Consider the following 16,257-nt stretch of genomic DNA (forward strand, 5'->3'; position numbering starts at 1 on the left):
AGAATGACGAAGATCTATCAATAAGTTAACAAACTTTAACAGGGTCATCCCTTTCATAAAAAAATCGCCTCCAAAAATGAAGGCGATTTTTTATGTATTTGAATCAATTCTATCCTCGATCTGCAAGAGCAGCCATGTATTCTCTGTTCATTCTTGCAATGTTTTCAAGAGAAATACCTTTTGGACATTCTACTTCACATGCTCCGGTGTTTGAACAGTTTCCGAATCCTTCTTCGTCCATAGCTTTCACCATGTTCAGAACTCTTCTCTTAGCTTCTACTCTACCTTGTGGAAGTAATGCATACTGAGAAACCTTAGCTCCTACGAATAGCATTGCAGATCCGTTTTTACATGTTGCCACACAAGCTCCACATCCGATACAAGCTGCAGCATCCATTGCTTTATCTGCATCTTCTTTAGGAACCGGAATAGCATTAGCATCCAAGGTATTACCTGAAGTATTCACAGAAATGAAACCTCCGGCTGCCATTACTCTGTCGAATGCGCTTCTGTCTACCATCAAGTCTTTGATAACAGGGAAAGCAGCACTTCTCCAAGGTTCAATAACGATCGTTTCACCGTCTTTGAACATTCTCATGTGAAGCTGACAAGTGGTAATACCAGTATCAGGCCCGTGAGCTCTACCATTGATATAAAGAGAACACATACCGCAAATTCCTTCACGACAGTCGTGGTCGAAAGCGATAGGCTCTTTACCTTCGTTAATTAAGTTTTCGTTCAGAATATCCAGCATCTCCAAAAATGAAGAATCCGTAGATACATCTGATATTTTATAGGTCTCAAACTGACCTTTAGTTTTACTATTTTTTTGTCTCCAAATTTTCAGCGTAAGATGTAAGCCTTTTTTTGCACTCATAATGTTATATTTATAGGTTGGAGATTATTTATAACTTCTAGTTTTAACCTCGATGTTGTCGTATATCAATTCTTCTTTATGCAACACTTCCGCGTTGATATCGTTTCCTTGATATTCCCAAGCTCCGACGTATTTGTAGTTTACGTCATCTCTTTCCGCTTCTCCGTCCGTAGTTGAATGGTCTTCACGGAAATGTCCACCACAAGATTCATTTCTATGTAGTGCATCGATAGCCATTAATTGTCCAAGTTCAAGGAAGTCTGCTACTCTGAATGCTTTTTCAAGCTCAGTGTTCATTCCTTCTCCTTCTCCTGGTACTTTTACATTTTTCCAGAAATCGTTTCTTACTTCTTCAATTTCCTTGATTGCTTCTCTCAATCCTTCAGGCGTTCTTCCCATTCCAACTTTGTTCCACATAATGTTTCCTAATTGCTTATGGAAGTGGTCTACAGAATGAGTTCCTTTGTTATTCAAGAAGAAGTCAATTTTTTCTTTAATTCCTTTTTCAGCTTCGTCAAACGCTCCTGAATTGGTAGGAATAGCTCCCGTTCTGATGTCTGCAGAAAGGTAATCTGCAATCGTGTAAGGAAGTACGAAATATCCGTCAGCAAGACCCTGCATCAATGCAGAAGCTCCAAGTCTGTTAGCTCCGTGGTCAGAGAAGTTAGCTTCACCGATTACGAAACATCCAGGAATGGTAGACTGAAGGTTATAATCCACCCATACACCACCCATTGTATAGTGAACTGCAGGATAAATCTTCATTGGAGTTTTGTAAGGATCATCAGCAGTAATTTTTTCGTACATAACGAATAAGTTACCGTATTTCTCCTCTACCCAGCTCTTACCTAAATCATAGATCTGCTGATCTGTAGGATTATGAATATGTTTTTCGATAGCGGATTCTTTACCTTTCTTCATGATCTCTGTAGAGAAATCCAGGTAAACACCTTCCTGAGTATCATTATTTTCAATACCGAATCCAGCATCACATCTTTCCTTAGCAGCTCTGGAAGCAACGTCTCTAGGTACAAGGTTACCGAATGCAGGATATCTTCTTTCTAAATAATAATCTCTATCTTCTTCTTTAATATTTTCCGGTCTTAATTTACCTTCTCTGATGGCTATTGAATCTTCAATTTTCTTAGGAACCCAGATTCTTCCTGAGTTTCTTAATGATTCAGACATCAAAGTCAGTTTAGACTGTTGTGTTCCGTGAACAGGAATACAAGTCGGGTGAATCTGTACGTAGCAAGGGTTTGCAAAGTACGCTCCTTTCTTATGAATCTTCCAAGCTGCAGAAACGTTTGATCCCATTGCGTTGGTAGAAAGGAAATATACGTTTCCGTATCCTCCTGAAGCAATTACTACAGCGTGAGCAGAGTGTCTTTCGATCTCACCTGTTACAAGGTTTCTTGCGATGATTCCTCTTGCTTTTCCATCTACAATTACAAGGTCAAGCATTTCATGACGGTTGTACATTTTGATTCTTCCTTTACCGATCTGGCGGCTCATTGAAGAGTATGCACCTAATAATAACTGCTGTCCTGTTTGTCCTTTTGCATAGAAAGTTCTTTTTACCTGAACTCCACCAAATGAACGGTTATCTAGCTGACCGCCGTAATCTCTCCCGAAAGGAACCCCTTGGGAAACACACTGGTCAATAATATTTGCAGAAACTTCAGCAAGTCTGTAAACGTTAGCCTCTCTTGCTCTATAGTCACCACCTTTGATGGTATCATAGAATAATCTGTAAGTAGAGTCACCGTCTCCCTGATAGTTTTTAGCAGCGTTGATCCCTCCCTGAGCTGCAATAGAGTGTGCTCTTCTTGGAGAATCCTGGTAGCAGAATGCTTTTACATTATATCCTTGCTCAGCCAGTGTAGCTGCTGCAGAACCTCCTGCCAAACCTGTACCTACAACAATAATATCAATCTTATCTCTGTTGTTTGGTGCAACAAGGTTCATATGGTCTTTATGATTTTTCCACTTGTCTTTAAGAGGACCCGCTGGAATTCTTGAATCTAATTTACTCATACTAGTATATTGATATTATTGAGTTATAAAATGGAAAACTGCTACGATGATGAATCCTGCTGGGATAAGGACTGAATACCATGTCCCGAAAGCTTTGATCACCGGCGTGTATTTTGGATGTCTTGCTCCAATAGACTGGAATGAAGACTGGAATCCGTGAGCTAAGTGTAATCCTAGTAGAACAAAAGAAATTACATATAGAGCCACTCTCCAAAGATCAGCAAACTTCTCATGAAGTTCAGGCCAGAAACGTTCTGCATCAGGAGTTAATCCTTCTACATACTTGTAATTAATTTCATGCAACCAGAAATCATATAAGTGAAGCGCTAAGAAAGCTAAGATAACAGCTCCGGAAATAATCATATTTCTGGACATCCATGAAGAATTCACTGATGCGTTGTTTGCTGCGTACTTTACCGGACGCGCTTTATTATTCTTGATTTCAAGCACAAATCCCATTACGAAATGGAAAATTACTGCAAAACCAAGAATAGGCTGCATTAAGAACTGCACAAAAGGATTATAGCCCATAAAGTCAGATGCTGTATTGAATGCATCTTTGTTCAGAACTGATAACAAATTGGTCGTCAAATGCAGTATAAGAAAAATCAGCAAAAATAGAGCTGATAATGCCATAGCATATTTTCTACCTATCGTAGAACTCGTTAAACCTGCCATATAAGTTTAAATTTGAATTTCTACAAAATTAAGAAAGTTTAACAATATCGAAAAGTGAGAAATCTCACAATTAGGCAGTTTGTAATGTTTCTAAATAAGAATTCCACCCTTTATAAATACAGGAAAACGCCTAAATTAAGAACCATCATTTCAGATCGTAAATCTTATCTCTGAAAACTACTTTTTGAACGGAGGATGACAAGGTTTTTACCTCAAAATGATCTACTCTCCTGGAGGCACAATAGGGATTTATTATATACTGTAAAATCTCTGCCATATTTTCCATATCCGAAATCCAGAAACATACTCTATCCCCATTTTTTACTGAAAAAATTTTGTTTTTATTAAAATGATGAACCAATATCTCTTCTTTCTGATGTTCAAAAGCTGTGCTTCCCGTTCTTATTATCAAAAAAATGATGGCCGCCATTATCAGCCTCATAAGATTTTTAAAATTAAACTTTAAGATAACCGGTCTTAATAAATAAACTACAGCAGACACCGAAAGAACTTCCAGGATATTCATTGGAATATTTTCAAAGAATAAAAGGTCAATCTCAGCAAAACTGTGGATTATTTTCAATAGAATCAGGATAATATAATCATATATCTCATTCAGAAATTCAAAATCAATTCCAAAAGAAACAAGGGCAGTCATTATAAAGGAGAAAACAATAATGAGTTCGGAAAAAGGAACAACAACAAAATTGGCAATGATTGATATGAATGAAAACTGATGAAAATAATACAAGACCAAAGGAAGGGTTGCCAATTGTGCTGATAAAGATATTGTAATGGTATTAAACAGGAGTTTTTTAATATAGTTATCCTGTTTTGGAAAATGTTTCAACAGAGGCTGATTCAACCAATAAATCCCCAAAACAGCCATAAAGCTAAGCTGAAAACCCACGTCAAAAAGTTGCTGGGTATCACCAATTAAAATAAAGAAAGCAGATAAAGCCAATGAATGAAGCAAATCCGGTTTCCGCTGAAGCAATACAAAAACAAAATAAACACTGAGCATGATGCAGGATCGCAACACTGAATTTCCAAATCCAATAAAAGCAGCAAACAGCCAGATAAAAACCAAGCTTGCAATCACCGTATATTTTCTGAATGGTAAGGGAGTAAAACGGATCAGCAAAAAATAAAATATCCCGAAGATAACCACAATATGGGTTCCGGAAATAGCCAAAAAATGAACCAGCCCGGATTTATTGAAATCTTTTACAGTATCTGCATCAATCTCTGTACGGTCTGCCAGAATAATCCCTTTTAAAAACTCTTTGGTCTTACCTGACATTCCGGTTGTATCAATTTTATGAAGAACCATAAGTCTATATTGCCGCATTTTATCCGCCAGCGTTACCTCATTCCGTTCTGCAGATACAATTTCTTTTGAAATATAAATTTGATAATCAATATGTTTTCGCTTCAGATATCTGGCATAATCAAACTGAAAATCATATTGGGCCGTCTTTGCTTGTGTTACATACGCTTCAGCTTTATAATAGTGGATAAAATCCAGCTCTTTTCTGTCTTTTGGAACATAAAAAATGGAATTGAAACGTGTATTTCCCACCTGTGCCGCACCTTCGTATTTTCTATATTTTCCAGAAGAATTTAATTTCTGAGCGATCTTAAAAGTAACCGTTTCTTTTTTCCCTACCAGAACCCTATCATCCGCAGAATAAGCATTATAAAAATGAAGGATAATCCCAGCACCAAAGAACAAAAGCACAAGCCCGATAAATTTGGTTTTGTGCAGAAAGTAAGAATGAAAACAGATTGAAACAAACAGAACTAAACAGATTGCAGCAATCCCATAAACGAAAGATTTCGTCAACACTATTTTATCCTGAAAAAGAATCCCAAGAATAAAACATACGGCCAGAATAAGAAGAGGCTGCTTGTGCAATTTCCATTAATTATCAGGGTAAAGTAGATAATTAATTCATGAGATATGATCTCTAAACTGACTAAAAAAAGCCCCGTTATGCATCAAAAAACATCAACGGGGCACTTAATTTTTTATGGTAAAATTCAGGATTGAAAGTATACTATTTCTTTTTCAAAAATTTATCCGTCAAACGCTTAGTTTCTTTGATATAAAACAACGGATCTTTCCCATAATCTTCATATTTAAAATCTCCCGCTTTTTTAGGAACAGCAGGTTCTATCTGGGTTCCTTCATGCCATTCATTGAATGAGGTGATCCCGATGAAATCAGGGTTTACTTTTATGGCAGCATCAAACATGTTTTCATAATACTTCCCATTGTTTCGGCTTTTGAAATTTGCTTCGTTCCATGGACGGATTCTTGTATCTGAATACCCAGGACCTACACAAGGAATAAAAATCAGATGATGATCTTTAGCATATTTGGCCATAAAATTCCAATTGGCGGTTGTGCTTCCGTATACAAAACCTTCGCTGGCAAAATAGGTATAGAAACCGTCAAATCCGGACGATTCAAAAAATTTCGCATCATCTTTTTCAACCCACAGTCCGATATAAAGAGCATCTAATTCTGTATTTCGGATTGTTTTCTCGCCATTTTCAGACAGCATTTTTGCCCATTCTTCTTTAGGGATTTTATAGCTGTCGTATACATACAACAGAGGTTTTCCGTCTTTTTTATAGAAAGCATGGTGATTGGAATATGTTTTTATAAGGTAGGAAAGCTGCTCCTTTAATTCTGATGTATTTTTATAAAACGGTTCAATGTGAAACGCTATTTTCAAATCAAAACGATCTGCAATATCCAGATAATTGATAAGACTTTTATCCGTGTATGAATCTTTTCCCAGCCAGCTTACCACCACTACGCCTGCTCCGGACTCTTTGATCATTTTCATATGTTTTTCAATGATCTTCGTGTCGTTGGAACTATAATTTCCAAGTGCCGGATAAAAATTAGCCCCGATATCATCTCCTCCCTGGTGATGTCCCATATTGTTCCACTTCGGATTGCTCCAGTGAGGAAGAATTTCATGATTCCAGTGTTGATAACTTCCGTCTGTTGATGGATTTCCATACCAGCCGTAATAAAATATCTGAGCTTTATCTCTGTTGTTCTGCTGGGCAAAACTATGGGAGAAAAATAAGGTAAATGTCAGTAATAACAGGAAACGGGTACAATAATTCATAGGTAAAAGGTAGATTAATTTTTCAAAAGATTTGGGATGAGGCTATACGTTTAATATTACCTCAGCGGCATGGTCGCTGGCTCCTTTTCCGCCAAGCTTTTCTCTCAGAAGATCATAGTCATTCAGAACCTGTTCTCTTTTTTCTCCTGTTAAAATCTTGTTGAGTTCTTCTACCAGGTTTTTAGTATTCAGATCATTTTGAATCAATTCTTTTACCACTTCTCTATCCATAATCAGATTAACCAGCGAAATATAATTGATGTTTTTCACTAATCTTTTAGCAATAGCATAAGAAATTTTACTTCCGCGATAACAGACTACTTCAGGGATATTCAATAATGCCGTTTCCAGAGTGGCTGTTCCTGATGTAACAAGAGCTGCTTTTGAGCATCTGAGCAGGTCATAGGTTTTATTGGAAACAAAATGAACATTATCATCCACATATTTCTCGTAAAATTCTTTTGGAAGACTGGGTGCTCCGGCAATTACAAACTGATAATTTTTAAAGTGTGGTCTTACAGAAAGCATTATTTCAAGCATTTTTTCCACCTCCTGTTCTCTGGAACCCGGTAATAATGCAATGATTTCTTTTTCGTTCAGTCCATGCTTAGATTTGAATTTTTCAATACTGATTTCCTGTAAATCCGAAATAGCATCCAGCAAAGGATGACCTACAAAATGGGAATGAACTCCATGTTTTATGTAAAAATCTTCTTCGAAAGGAAGAATGACCATCATTTCATCCACATATTTTTTGATAATTTCTACGCGGCCTTCTTTCCAGGCCCAAAGCTGTGGTGAAATATAATACACCACCTTGATTCCAAGCTCTTTGGCAAATCTGGCAATTCTCAGGTTGAAACCCGGATAATCTACCAAAATCAAAACGTCAGGTCTGTTCTTTTGAATATCCTCTTTACAGAATTTAATATTATTCAGAATGGTACGGAGATTCATCACCACTTCCAGGAATCCCATAAAGGCAAGGTCACGGTAATGTTTTACCAATGTTCCGCCCTGAGCTTTCATGAGGTCGCCACCCCAAAATCTGAATTCTGCATTGGAATCCTTTTGTTTTAAGGCTTTCATCAGGTTACTTCCATGTAAGTCACCAGAAGCTTCACCTGCAATAATATAATACTTCATTTCTATAGTAAGGATAGAGAACAAATTAAGATTGATATGATCTTAATTCGTAAATTTGTTCAAAGATAATGATAAAAAATGTCAGAAGAATTTGAAATCCGGAATAAAGTTGCAGAAAGCGGCCTTATCAATTTTGACCTTACCACTTTACTTCCAAAAGGGGAAAGAAAAGGTATTGACCTTAAAGATTTTCTTTTTCAGGAAATGATCCTTAAAGAAAAAGATTTCCGTGAAAAGGTTGACGCCATCGATACGGAACAATATAGAGACACCTATATATACATTTACAATTCTGTAGATACTATTATTCCGCTTTGGGCTTATTTTGTTTTAACAGCGAAGCTTACAGAAGTTGCAAAGAAAATCGTTTTTGGAAACCGCGAAGACCTGGAAGTTATTTTAATGCACAATGCCATCCAGACTCATGATTTTGAGGAAATGAGAGGAAAAAGAGTGCTTGTAAAAGGCTGTTCCGATAAAGAAATCCCTGAAAATGCCTATATTGAATTGGTAGAACAATTAAAACCCATTGTAAAATCTCTGATGTTCGGAGAAGCTTGTTCGAATGTTCCTATCATAAAGAACTAATATGAACAAATATTTATCAGCAGTATTTTTGTTTATTATTTTTCTTGGAATCTATTATTTCGGAAGTTTTTCAAAAATTCCTTTTGCCGATTGTGTAGGTTTTGTGTTCAGCGCAGAAAAAGGTATATGGGAAACAACGGCTACGGCAACAAGCCACTTTCTCTACATCAACACCGTTATTTTTATCAAAAACCTGGCAGGCATTAATGCTATTGAAGCAAGCAGGTTTTTGGTTGTTTCTTCAGGTGCCGCTACGGTTTCTGTAATTTATCTCACGGTAAAAAGCATTTCAAAGACAGAATGGGCATCTCTTACAGCTGCTTTTGTTTTTGGTTTTAGCTTTACCTTCTGGAGAAATGCAGAGATCGTAGAAGTATATACTTATAATTCTCTTTGGGTAAGTCTTTTCTTTTTTTCAATGATCAAAAGTTTTACTGAAAAGAAAAGAATCTACATCCTGTTGAGCAGCCTCTTTTTAGGAATCAGTTTATGGGTGCATATTCAGAATATTCTTCTGATCCCTGCTTTGGCTGTCTTCTTATTTTACTTCAGAAATGAAAAAAAATACGCAGTGGTTTCGCTATTGATTTTTGCTGCATTATTCAGTTCTTTATTCGTTCTGAATATTTCCCAGGGACTTCCTTTTAAATCGCCTTATAGTTCTGATCAGGGAACCTGGGTAGAAGATTCTTTGAAAAAAGACACCCTTCAATATGTAAAAGATTTTTTTCAATCTTTGGGATACCTTTTATATAATTTCAACCTGTTTACCTATTTTGGAATAGCAGGAATTCTCTTATTGTATAAGACAAATAGAAAAATGTTTTTTGTTTTTACAGTAGGAGCAGTATGCGTATACGGGTTTTCAACCTTTTATGCTGTATCAGATAATTACGTATTTTTCCTACCGTTCAATATAATTTTTGCCTTATCCATCGGGTACGGCCTTTCCTCAACAAAGTATACCAGTCTACGAAAATTTTCATGGGTATGCCTGTTGATTCCTGTTGGATACCTTCTAGTGTATAAAGTCATATTATTGACGGAAAAAGGAAAAGAATTTCACACGTTTAAGGAGTATAAAGGAGGACTGAATTATTATGCACTTCCATGGATGAATAACAATGTCGGTATTTTGGAGTTCACCATTGATAAGAAGCAGGCACCTGAACCTATTGAATGGATGACCATCAGTGCGATAGAATATATAAAGCTTTTAAAGAGCAAAGGTTACACGGAAGAACAGATCAGAAAACTTTAACAATAATTATGAAAGGCGGTCATTTTATGAGGCATATTTTTTGATAACTTTGGTTTACTTAATACTAACAAACACAAAAAATGAGTTTAATTGACCTACTTACAGGGAACACGGGCAACCAGGTTGCAGAACAGGCTGAAAACAAATTCGGAATCAGCAAAAACCAGGTAATTGCCCTATTAGCAGTAGCTACTCCTCTTATCATTTCTTATCTTAGAAATAAATCTCAGGATGCTAAAGAAGCAGAAGCTTTAAATAGTGCTTTAGATAAAGACCATAACGGAAGTATTTTAGATGATGCCTCACAAATTGAAGCAAGACAGGCTGAAGGAGGATCTATTCTTGATCATATTTTCGGCGGACAAAAAAGTACTGTTGAAAACCAGCTGTCACAAAACACAGGAATTTCAATAGACAAAATAGGTCCTATTCTTGCGATGCTTGCCCCTGTTGTAATGGGTTATATCGGCCAGCAAAAGCAACAAAATAATGTAGGCGCAGGCGGTTTGGGTGATCTTTTAGGAGGAATTCTTGGAAATGCTTCTAATCAGGCTCAGGCTCAGCAGTCTAATCCTTTAAATGACATTCTTGGAAGTGTTTTGGGAGGTGGCGGACAAGCCCAATCATCAGGAAATCCTCTGAACGATATACTGGGAAGTGTATTGAGTGGTGGTGGAAACCAACAACAAGGCGGTGGCGGCTTAGGCAGCATCCTTGGTAATATTCTTGGAGGTAAATAATTAATTTAATTTTCATAAAAAAAGACCGGAGACATGATCTTCGGTCTTTTTTATTTTGATTACTTCTTAGATTTTTCTTCAGAAGCTGCAAAAGATTTTGAAGCCTTTTTAGGTCTTCTTTTTCCATAACTTCCGGAATTAATTTTTCCTCTTCTTGATTTTTTGTCTCCTTTTCCCATAGTATTATGTATTTGTTGTACTACGAATTTATAAAACCCAACGCTAAAATCCAATTAATAAAGCTGTTAAAGTTTTATTAATAGCTGGGAGCTGGGAGAAGGAGGCTGGAAGTTACATCAGGTTGCTGTTTTCAATTTCTCTGCTATCATATCAAAATCTACACTATAATGATTACCGTTAAACACCGTTTTTAATATCTCAGACCTTCATTACTTCCATCATCCAGCTTCCAGCTCCCAGCCTTTTAAACCTTTATCGTTTTCCTTTAAAAAAAATCTACACTCCAATGTTTGCTAATAAAAACCGTTTTAGATATTTCAGACCATCATCACTTCCATCATCCAGCTTCCAGCTCCCAGCCTTTTAAACCTTTATCGTTTTCCATTTCCCTTTTTTAAACAAGATAAAAGCAACAATGGTAATTAAAGTTTCTGCCGCCGGAATTGAAATAAAAACGCCTTTCGGCCCCATGTCAAAATATTTGGATAAAAAATAGGCTAAAGGAATCTGAAACAGCCAGAATCCAAAAAGATTAACCCAAGTAGGAGTCCAGGTATCTCCTGCCCCATTGAATGCATTGATCATTACCATACCGATTCCATAAAAGATAAATCCAGTGCTCATAATCTGAAGAGCATTTTTAGCAAAATCTTTAATGGCCATTTCCTGCGTGAAGAAGCCCACTAAAAAATTCCCCATAAAAAGGAAGATCAGACTGACCACCAGCATAAAGATGACATTATATTTCACGGTTTTCATTACAGACTGTTCTGCTCTCAACATTTCATTGGCTCCCATATTTTGTCCTACCAACGTAGAAGCAGCATTACTCAGTCCCCATGCAGGAAGCATAAAAAACATCATAAGCCTTAAAGCGGTCTGATAACCTGCTGATGCATTCTCACCACCAGTTGTTGCCACGAGTTCTGCAAGAAAAATCCAGCTGCATGATGCAATAACAAACTGAAAAATTCCGGGAGTTGCAATTTTTATTACGGATTGGATGAGTTCATAATTCGGTTTAAAATAAGGAATCTTTATGCGAATCTGCGTATCGGCTACTAAGAGATGATACAACTGATAAATCACCCCTATGCTACGGCCTATCGTTGTGGCCAAAGCAGCACCTGTTAATCCCAAAGCCTGAACTGGTCCTAAGCCTTTTATCAGAATCGGGCAGAGAATAATATTAGCAATATTGGCTATCCATAAACTTTTCATCGCAATCATCGCATTTCCTGCTCCTCTGAAAATACCATTGATTAAAAATAAAAGCATAATAATGGTACTGCTTCCCATCATAATTCTGGTGAAATTCTTTCCATAAGCTGCCGCTTCAGGTTTTGAGCCCATCAGAATCAAAATTTCTTCAGCATAGATCACTCCAAGTAAGCTTAAAACAAAAGTAATAGCGAAGGAAACGAGCAATACCTGCGCTGCACTTCTGGAAGCCTGTTCCGGGTTTTTCTCCCCGATTCTTCTTGCCACTAAAGCCGTTGCCGCCATACTCATACCGATCGCAATAGAATACATCACAGAAAGTACAGATTCGGTAAGGCCTACCGTCTGAATGGCAAAACCACTTTCTTTCAGGTGACCAACAAAATAGAGATCAACAAGAGCAAATACAGATTCCATAGCCATCTCCAACATCATGGGAATTGCTAAAAGCAGCACAGCGCTTCTGATATTCACTTTTGTAAAATCTGTTTCTTCGCCGCTGAATGCTTTTTTCAAAAACTGAATATATTTTGTCATGACTCTCCTGGTTTATTAGCAAAAGTATTCATTCAAAAGCAATTAAAAGTTGGCATATGAAAAGTTTTAATCATTTTTTGAATCATGACCGTTGCTATCAAAATTCAGTTAAAAATATTGTAAAATTAATTTTGCAATAAAAGTTTATCGTAATACGATAAATTTTTATACATTTACAACAACTAAAAATAATATCGCATGAAATTAATTGGTGAAAAATCTGTTTCTACTCTGCTAAGTAAAATTTTATTGGCAGGCTCCGTCGCTCAGCTTCTATACCTCGGATATATCATTTTGGGATTTGTCATTGTTTACAGTAATTTACATCAGGGAACACCGTTTTTCTCAGAAACTTTTAAAACCGGAAATTTCGATAATGAAATAAGAAAAACTGCAACTGATTCTTTAACGTTCCAATTCGAAATGCCATTAACGGGTGCTGTAATCAAAGGTAGTTATACCCTGTATACCTTTGTTTCCATTATCTTTTTTGTGGGATTTTACAGTGTTTTTACTTTTTATTTGTTCAGAATATTCAAAGGGATGAGTACTGATCTTATTTTTAATATAAAAGTCATCCATGATTTAAAGATATTCGCTACACTTAACATCGTCTTTATCCCTATCTATAGTATCGTTTTATATTGTATGGATCAATCTATCTATAGCATAGATCCTCTATTCATCGTGCTTCACTTCACATTGGGAATCATTATATTTTTTATTATAGAATTTTTCAAAAAGGGATATGAATTACAAACAGAAAACGAATTAACTATATAATCATGCCGATCATTATCAACATTGATGTAATGCTTGCCAAACGGAAAATGCAGTCCCAGGAATTGGCCGAAAAAATAGGAATTACCCAAGCAAATCTCTCCATTTTAAAAAACGGAAAAGCCAAGGCTTTAAAAATTTCCACCTTAGAAGCAATCTGCACTGCACTGGATTGCCAACCCGGAGATATCTTAGAATTTAAACCATAAAAACTACAATATGCAATTACACCAAACCCTTAAAACTATCTTTCTAGCATTAGGAATGTTATCCGTGACCTCTGTAACCGCTCAGGAATTAACTAATGAGCATAAGCAAATGCTAAAATATGACAACACTGCCTACTTTGCAGGTTTAATCAATAAGGAAAACATCAATGCGTGTTATCAAATCGAAAATAACGCTTATACTTTATTAGCACTGGCCATTAAAATGAACAGCAAGGAGATTTTCCAAAAACTGATTGATGAAAAAGCTGATCTAAACAAAATCTGTGATGGAAAAACACCATTAATGTTTGCGGCAAAATATGGCAATACAGAATTAGCAAAAAAACTTCTGGACAACGGGGCAAAAAAAGACATAAAAACCTCAGCAGGCTACACTGCTTTAGATTATGCCCGAAAGTATGAAAAACCTGAAATGATTAAGCTTTTAGAATAAGTTCCCCTTATTTCCCAAAACCAGTTTTACGATTTTACAATAATTAAAAGAATAGACCGCTTAATCAAATAACATTTATTGCCAAAACTTATCAATTGGTAATAAAATTTAATTTAGATTTGTATATTCTTAAAAATTATTCTTATGAAAAAAATAATCTCTACTACCTTTCTATTTGGAATGTTACTGTCTGGCAGTATGTTATCTGCTCAGAAAATGACTCAGGAAAAGATGAAAGCCATTTATTCTGATGATATAGCAACATTTAAAAAACAGTTTGCCCCGGGAGATTACAACAAATGTTTCCTTGTAGGAGATATACTTTATTCACCTCTTGGTTTCAGTGTTATGTCTGATAGAAAGAACATTATCAACTTCCTTTTGGACAACAAAGCCAACGTCAACAAAAAATGTCAGAACAAAACACCTCTTGAAGTAGCTGATGAAACAAAAGGTACTGAAGAAATAAAGAGAATTCTGATCGCAAAAGGTGGTAATAGAAATTAAAAAATCTAAAAACAATATATGAAACTTCCGAAAGGAAGTTTTTTTTATTTATAAAACCTGCAAAAATCTTATCTTTGCCAACGAAAAATTCAAGGTTCAAAAATGAACCTTAAACATTGAACTTTAAACAAATAATTATGTTTCGATCACACACCAACGGAGAGCTATCTCTGAAAAATCTGAATGAAGAAGTTACACTATCAGGATGGGTACAGACTATCCGTGATAAAGGATTTATGATTTGGGTAGATCTACGAGATCGTTACGGAATTACCCAGCTGGTTTTTGACCAGGAGCGTTCTTCTGCACAATTGATGGAAGAAGCTAAAAAACTGGGCCGTGAATTTGTGATTCAGGCTACCGGAAGAGTTATTGAAAGAGTAAGTAAAAACCCTAATATTCCAACCGGGGAAATTGAAATTCTGGTAGAAAAACTGACTATTCTGAACGACTCTCAGCTTCCTCCTTTCACTATTGAGGATGAAACAGACGGTGGTGAAGAATTAAGAATGAAATACCGTTACCTGGATATCAGAAGAAATCCAGTAAAAGATAAACTGATCTTCCGCCATAAAATGGCACAGAAAGTAAGAAATTATTTATCTGAAGAAGGTTTCATTGAAGTGGAAACCCCTGTTTTGATCAAGTCCACTCCGGAAGGCGCAAGAGACTTCGTGGTACCAAGCAGAATGAATCCGGGGCAGTTTTATGCATTACCACAGTCTCCACAGACTTTCAAGCAGCTTTTGATGGTAGGTGGAATGGATAAATACTTCCAGATTGTAAAATGTTTCCGTGATGAGGATTTGAGAGCTGACAGACAGCCGGAATTTACACAGATCGACTGTGAAATGGCTTTTGTAGAGCAGGAAGATGTGATGAACGTATTCGAAGGAATGACTAAAACTCTTTTAAAAGATATTACAGGCCAGGAATTCGGAAACTTCCCAAGAATGACTTTCGCGGATGCAATGAGAAAATACGGAAATGACAAACCGGATATTCGTTTCGGGATGGAGTTCGTAGAACTGAATGAGCTGGTAAAAGGGAAAGACTTTAAAATATTTGATGACGCAGAACTGGTTGTCGGAATCAATGTAGAAGGTTGTGCAGAATATACAAGAAAGCAAATTGACGAACTTGTTGATTGGGTAAAACGTCCTCAGATTGGAGCTTCAGGAATGGTTTGGGCAAAATTCCAGAATGATGGAGTGAAAACCTCATCGGTGAACAAATTCTACAACGAAGAAGATTTAGCAAAAATCATCGAAAAATTCGGAGCTAAAGAAGGAGACTTAATGTTGATTCTTTCCGGAAATGAGAATAAAGTAAGAGCTCAGCTTTCTGCATTAAGAATGGAGCTTGGAAACCGTTTGGGATTAAGAAAAGGAAATGAGTTTGCTCCACTTTGGGTAGTTGACTTCCCTCTATTGGAATGGGATGAAGATACTGAAAGATACCATGCAATGCACCACCCTTTCACCTCTCCAAAACCAGAAGATATTCACTTATTGGAAACGGATCCTGGAAAAGCAAGAGCCAATGCTTATGATATGGTTCTTAACGGAAATGAAATCGGAGGAGGATCTATCAGAATTTTTGACAGAGATCTTCAGTCTAAAATGTTTGATTTATTAGGATTCACCAGAGAAGAAGCAGAAGCTCAGTTTGGATTCCTAATGAATGCGTTCAAATATGGAGCGCCGCCACATGGTGGTTTAGCATTCGGATTTGACCGTTTGGTAGCCATTCTTGATGGAAATGAAGTAATCAGAGATTATATCGCATTCCCTAAGAACAATTCAGGACGAGATGTAATGATTGATGCACCGGCTTCGATTGCTGATGCACAACTCGACGAATTAGAATTACAATTGAATTTAAAAGCATAAA

Annotated in this window: 16 protein-coding genes; 8 read left to right on the top strand and 8 right to left on the bottom strand. The window is 36.5% G+C overall.

Annotated features, from left to right (window positions below; translation table 11 throughout):
• Nucleotides 1–109 precede the first annotated feature (109 nt).
• From ACWPWS_RS18950 to lpxB, 6 genes are all read right to left on the bottom strand, one after another.
• Nucleotides 110–877, bottom strand: coding sequence for a succinate dehydrogenase/fumarate reductase iron-sulfur subunit (locus ACWPWS_RS18950; RefSeq protein ID WP_209786921.1), 768 nt, complete (start codon nt 875–877; stop codon nt 110–112).
• A 24-nt stretch (nt 878–901) separates the two neighbouring features.
• Nucleotides 902–2,914: a fumarate reductase/succinate dehydrogenase flavoprotein subunit gene (locus tag ACWPWS_RS18955; protein ID WP_454047557.1), complete on the bottom strand. Its 2,013-nt coding sequence runs from the start codon at nt 2,912–2,914 to the stop codon at nt 902–904.
• Nucleotides 2,915–2,929: 15 nt separating this feature from the next.
• A complete protein-coding gene (locus tag ACWPWS_RS18960; protein ID WP_454047558.1) occupies nt 2,930–3,592 on the bottom strand; it encodes a succinate dehydrogenase cytochrome b subunit in 663 nt (220 codons plus the stop codon).
• Between the two features lie 145 nt (nt 3,593–3,737).
• Nucleotides 3,738–5,510, bottom strand: a complete 1,773-nt coding sequence (locus ACWPWS_RS18965; RefSeq protein ID WP_454047559.1) for a ComEC/Rec2 family competence protein — start codon at nt 5,508–5,510, stop codon at nt 3,738–3,740.
• Between the two features lie 142 nt (nt 5,511–5,652).
• Nucleotides 5,653–6,741, bottom strand: coding sequence for a glycoside hydrolase family 99 protein (locus ACWPWS_RS18970; protein ID WP_454047560.1), 1,089 nt, complete (start codon nt 6,739–6,741; stop codon nt 5,653–5,655).
• A 42-nt stretch (nt 6,742–6,783) separates the two neighbouring features.
• A complete protein-coding gene (gene lpxB / locus ACWPWS_RS18975; RefSeq protein ID WP_454047561.1) occupies nt 6,784–7,887 on the bottom strand; it encodes a lipid-A-disaccharide synthase in 1,104 nt (367 codons plus the stop codon).
• A gap of 78 nt (nt 7,888–7,965) precedes the next feature.
• On the opposite strand from lpxB, the gene ACWPWS_RS18980 reads away from it, so the two are divergent.
• The 3 genes from ACWPWS_RS18980 (at nt 7,966) to ACWPWS_RS18990 (ending at nt 10,476) form a co-directional block, all read left to right on the top strand.
• Complete coding sequence (locus tag ACWPWS_RS18980) at nt 7,966–8,475, top strand: DUF2480 family protein (RefSeq protein ID WP_454047562.1); 510 nt, start codon at nt 7,966–7,968, stop codon at nt 8,473–8,475.
• 1 nt (nt 8,476) lies between these two features.
• Nucleotides 8,477–9,736, top strand: coding sequence for a protein O-mannosyl-transferase family (locus ACWPWS_RS18985; protein ID WP_454047563.1), 1,260 nt, complete (start codon nt 8,477–8,479; stop codon nt 9,734–9,736).
• A gap of 80 nt (nt 9,737–9,816) precedes the next feature.
• Entirely contained in the window at nt 9,817–10,476 is a 660-nt protein-coding gene (locus ACWPWS_RS18990; RefSeq protein WP_454047564.1) for a DUF937 domain-containing protein, read from the top strand.
• Nucleotides 10,477–10,535: 59 nt separating this feature from the next.
• Here ACWPWS_RS18990 and ACWPWS_RS18995 read toward each other — a convergent pair whose 3' ends face one another.
• Together ACWPWS_RS18995 and ACWPWS_RS19000 are read right to left on the bottom strand one after the other, a co-directional pair.
• Entirely contained in the window at nt 10,536–10,655 is a 120-nt protein-coding gene (locus ACWPWS_RS18995) for a 30S ribosomal protein THX (protein WP_065119703.1), read from the bottom strand.
• A 364-nt stretch (nt 10,656–11,019) separates the two neighbouring features.
• Nucleotides 11,020–12,414, bottom strand: coding sequence for an MATE family efflux transporter (locus ACWPWS_RS19000; RefSeq protein ID WP_454047565.1), 1,395 nt, complete (start codon nt 12,412–12,414; stop codon nt 11,020–11,022).
• 198 nt (nt 12,415–12,612) lie between these two features.
• Between ACWPWS_RS19000 and ACWPWS_RS19005 the strand changes: the two genes are divergently transcribed.
• From ACWPWS_RS19005 to aspS, 5 genes are all read left to right on the top strand, one after another.
• Nucleotides 12,613–13,197 (top strand): hypothetical protein, encoded by a 585-nt coding sequence (locus ACWPWS_RS19005; RefSeq protein ID WP_454047566.1) that lies wholly within the window; start codon nt 12,613–12,615, stop codon nt 13,195–13,197.
• Nucleotides 13,198–13,199: 2 nt separating this feature from the next.
• Complete coding sequence (locus ACWPWS_RS19010) at nt 13,200–13,403, top strand: helix-turn-helix domain-containing protein (RefSeq protein WP_077418859.1); 204 nt, start codon at nt 13,200–13,202, stop codon at nt 13,401–13,403.
• A 10-nt stretch (nt 13,404–13,413) separates the two neighbouring features.
• Complete coding sequence (locus tag ACWPWS_RS19015; RefSeq protein ID WP_454047567.1) at nt 13,414–13,857, top strand: ankyrin repeat domain-containing protein; 444 nt, start codon at nt 13,414–13,416, stop codon at nt 13,855–13,857.
• 144 nt (nt 13,858–14,001) lie between these two features.
• Entirely contained in the window at nt 14,002–14,364 is a 363-nt protein-coding gene (locus ACWPWS_RS19020; protein WP_123864430.1) for an ankyrin repeat domain-containing protein, read from the top strand.
• A 137-nt stretch (nt 14,365–14,501) separates the two neighbouring features.
• The gene (gene aspS, locus ACWPWS_RS19025) at nt 14,502–16,256 is read left to right on the top strand and encodes an aspartate--tRNA ligase (protein ID WP_209786910.1); all 1,755 of its coding nucleotides are present in this window, start codon (nt 14,502–14,504) and stop codon (nt 16,254–16,256) included.
• Nucleotide 16,257: the final 1 nt, after the last annotated feature.

This window comes from Chryseobacterium sp. Marseille-Q8038 (assembly GCF_965111995.1).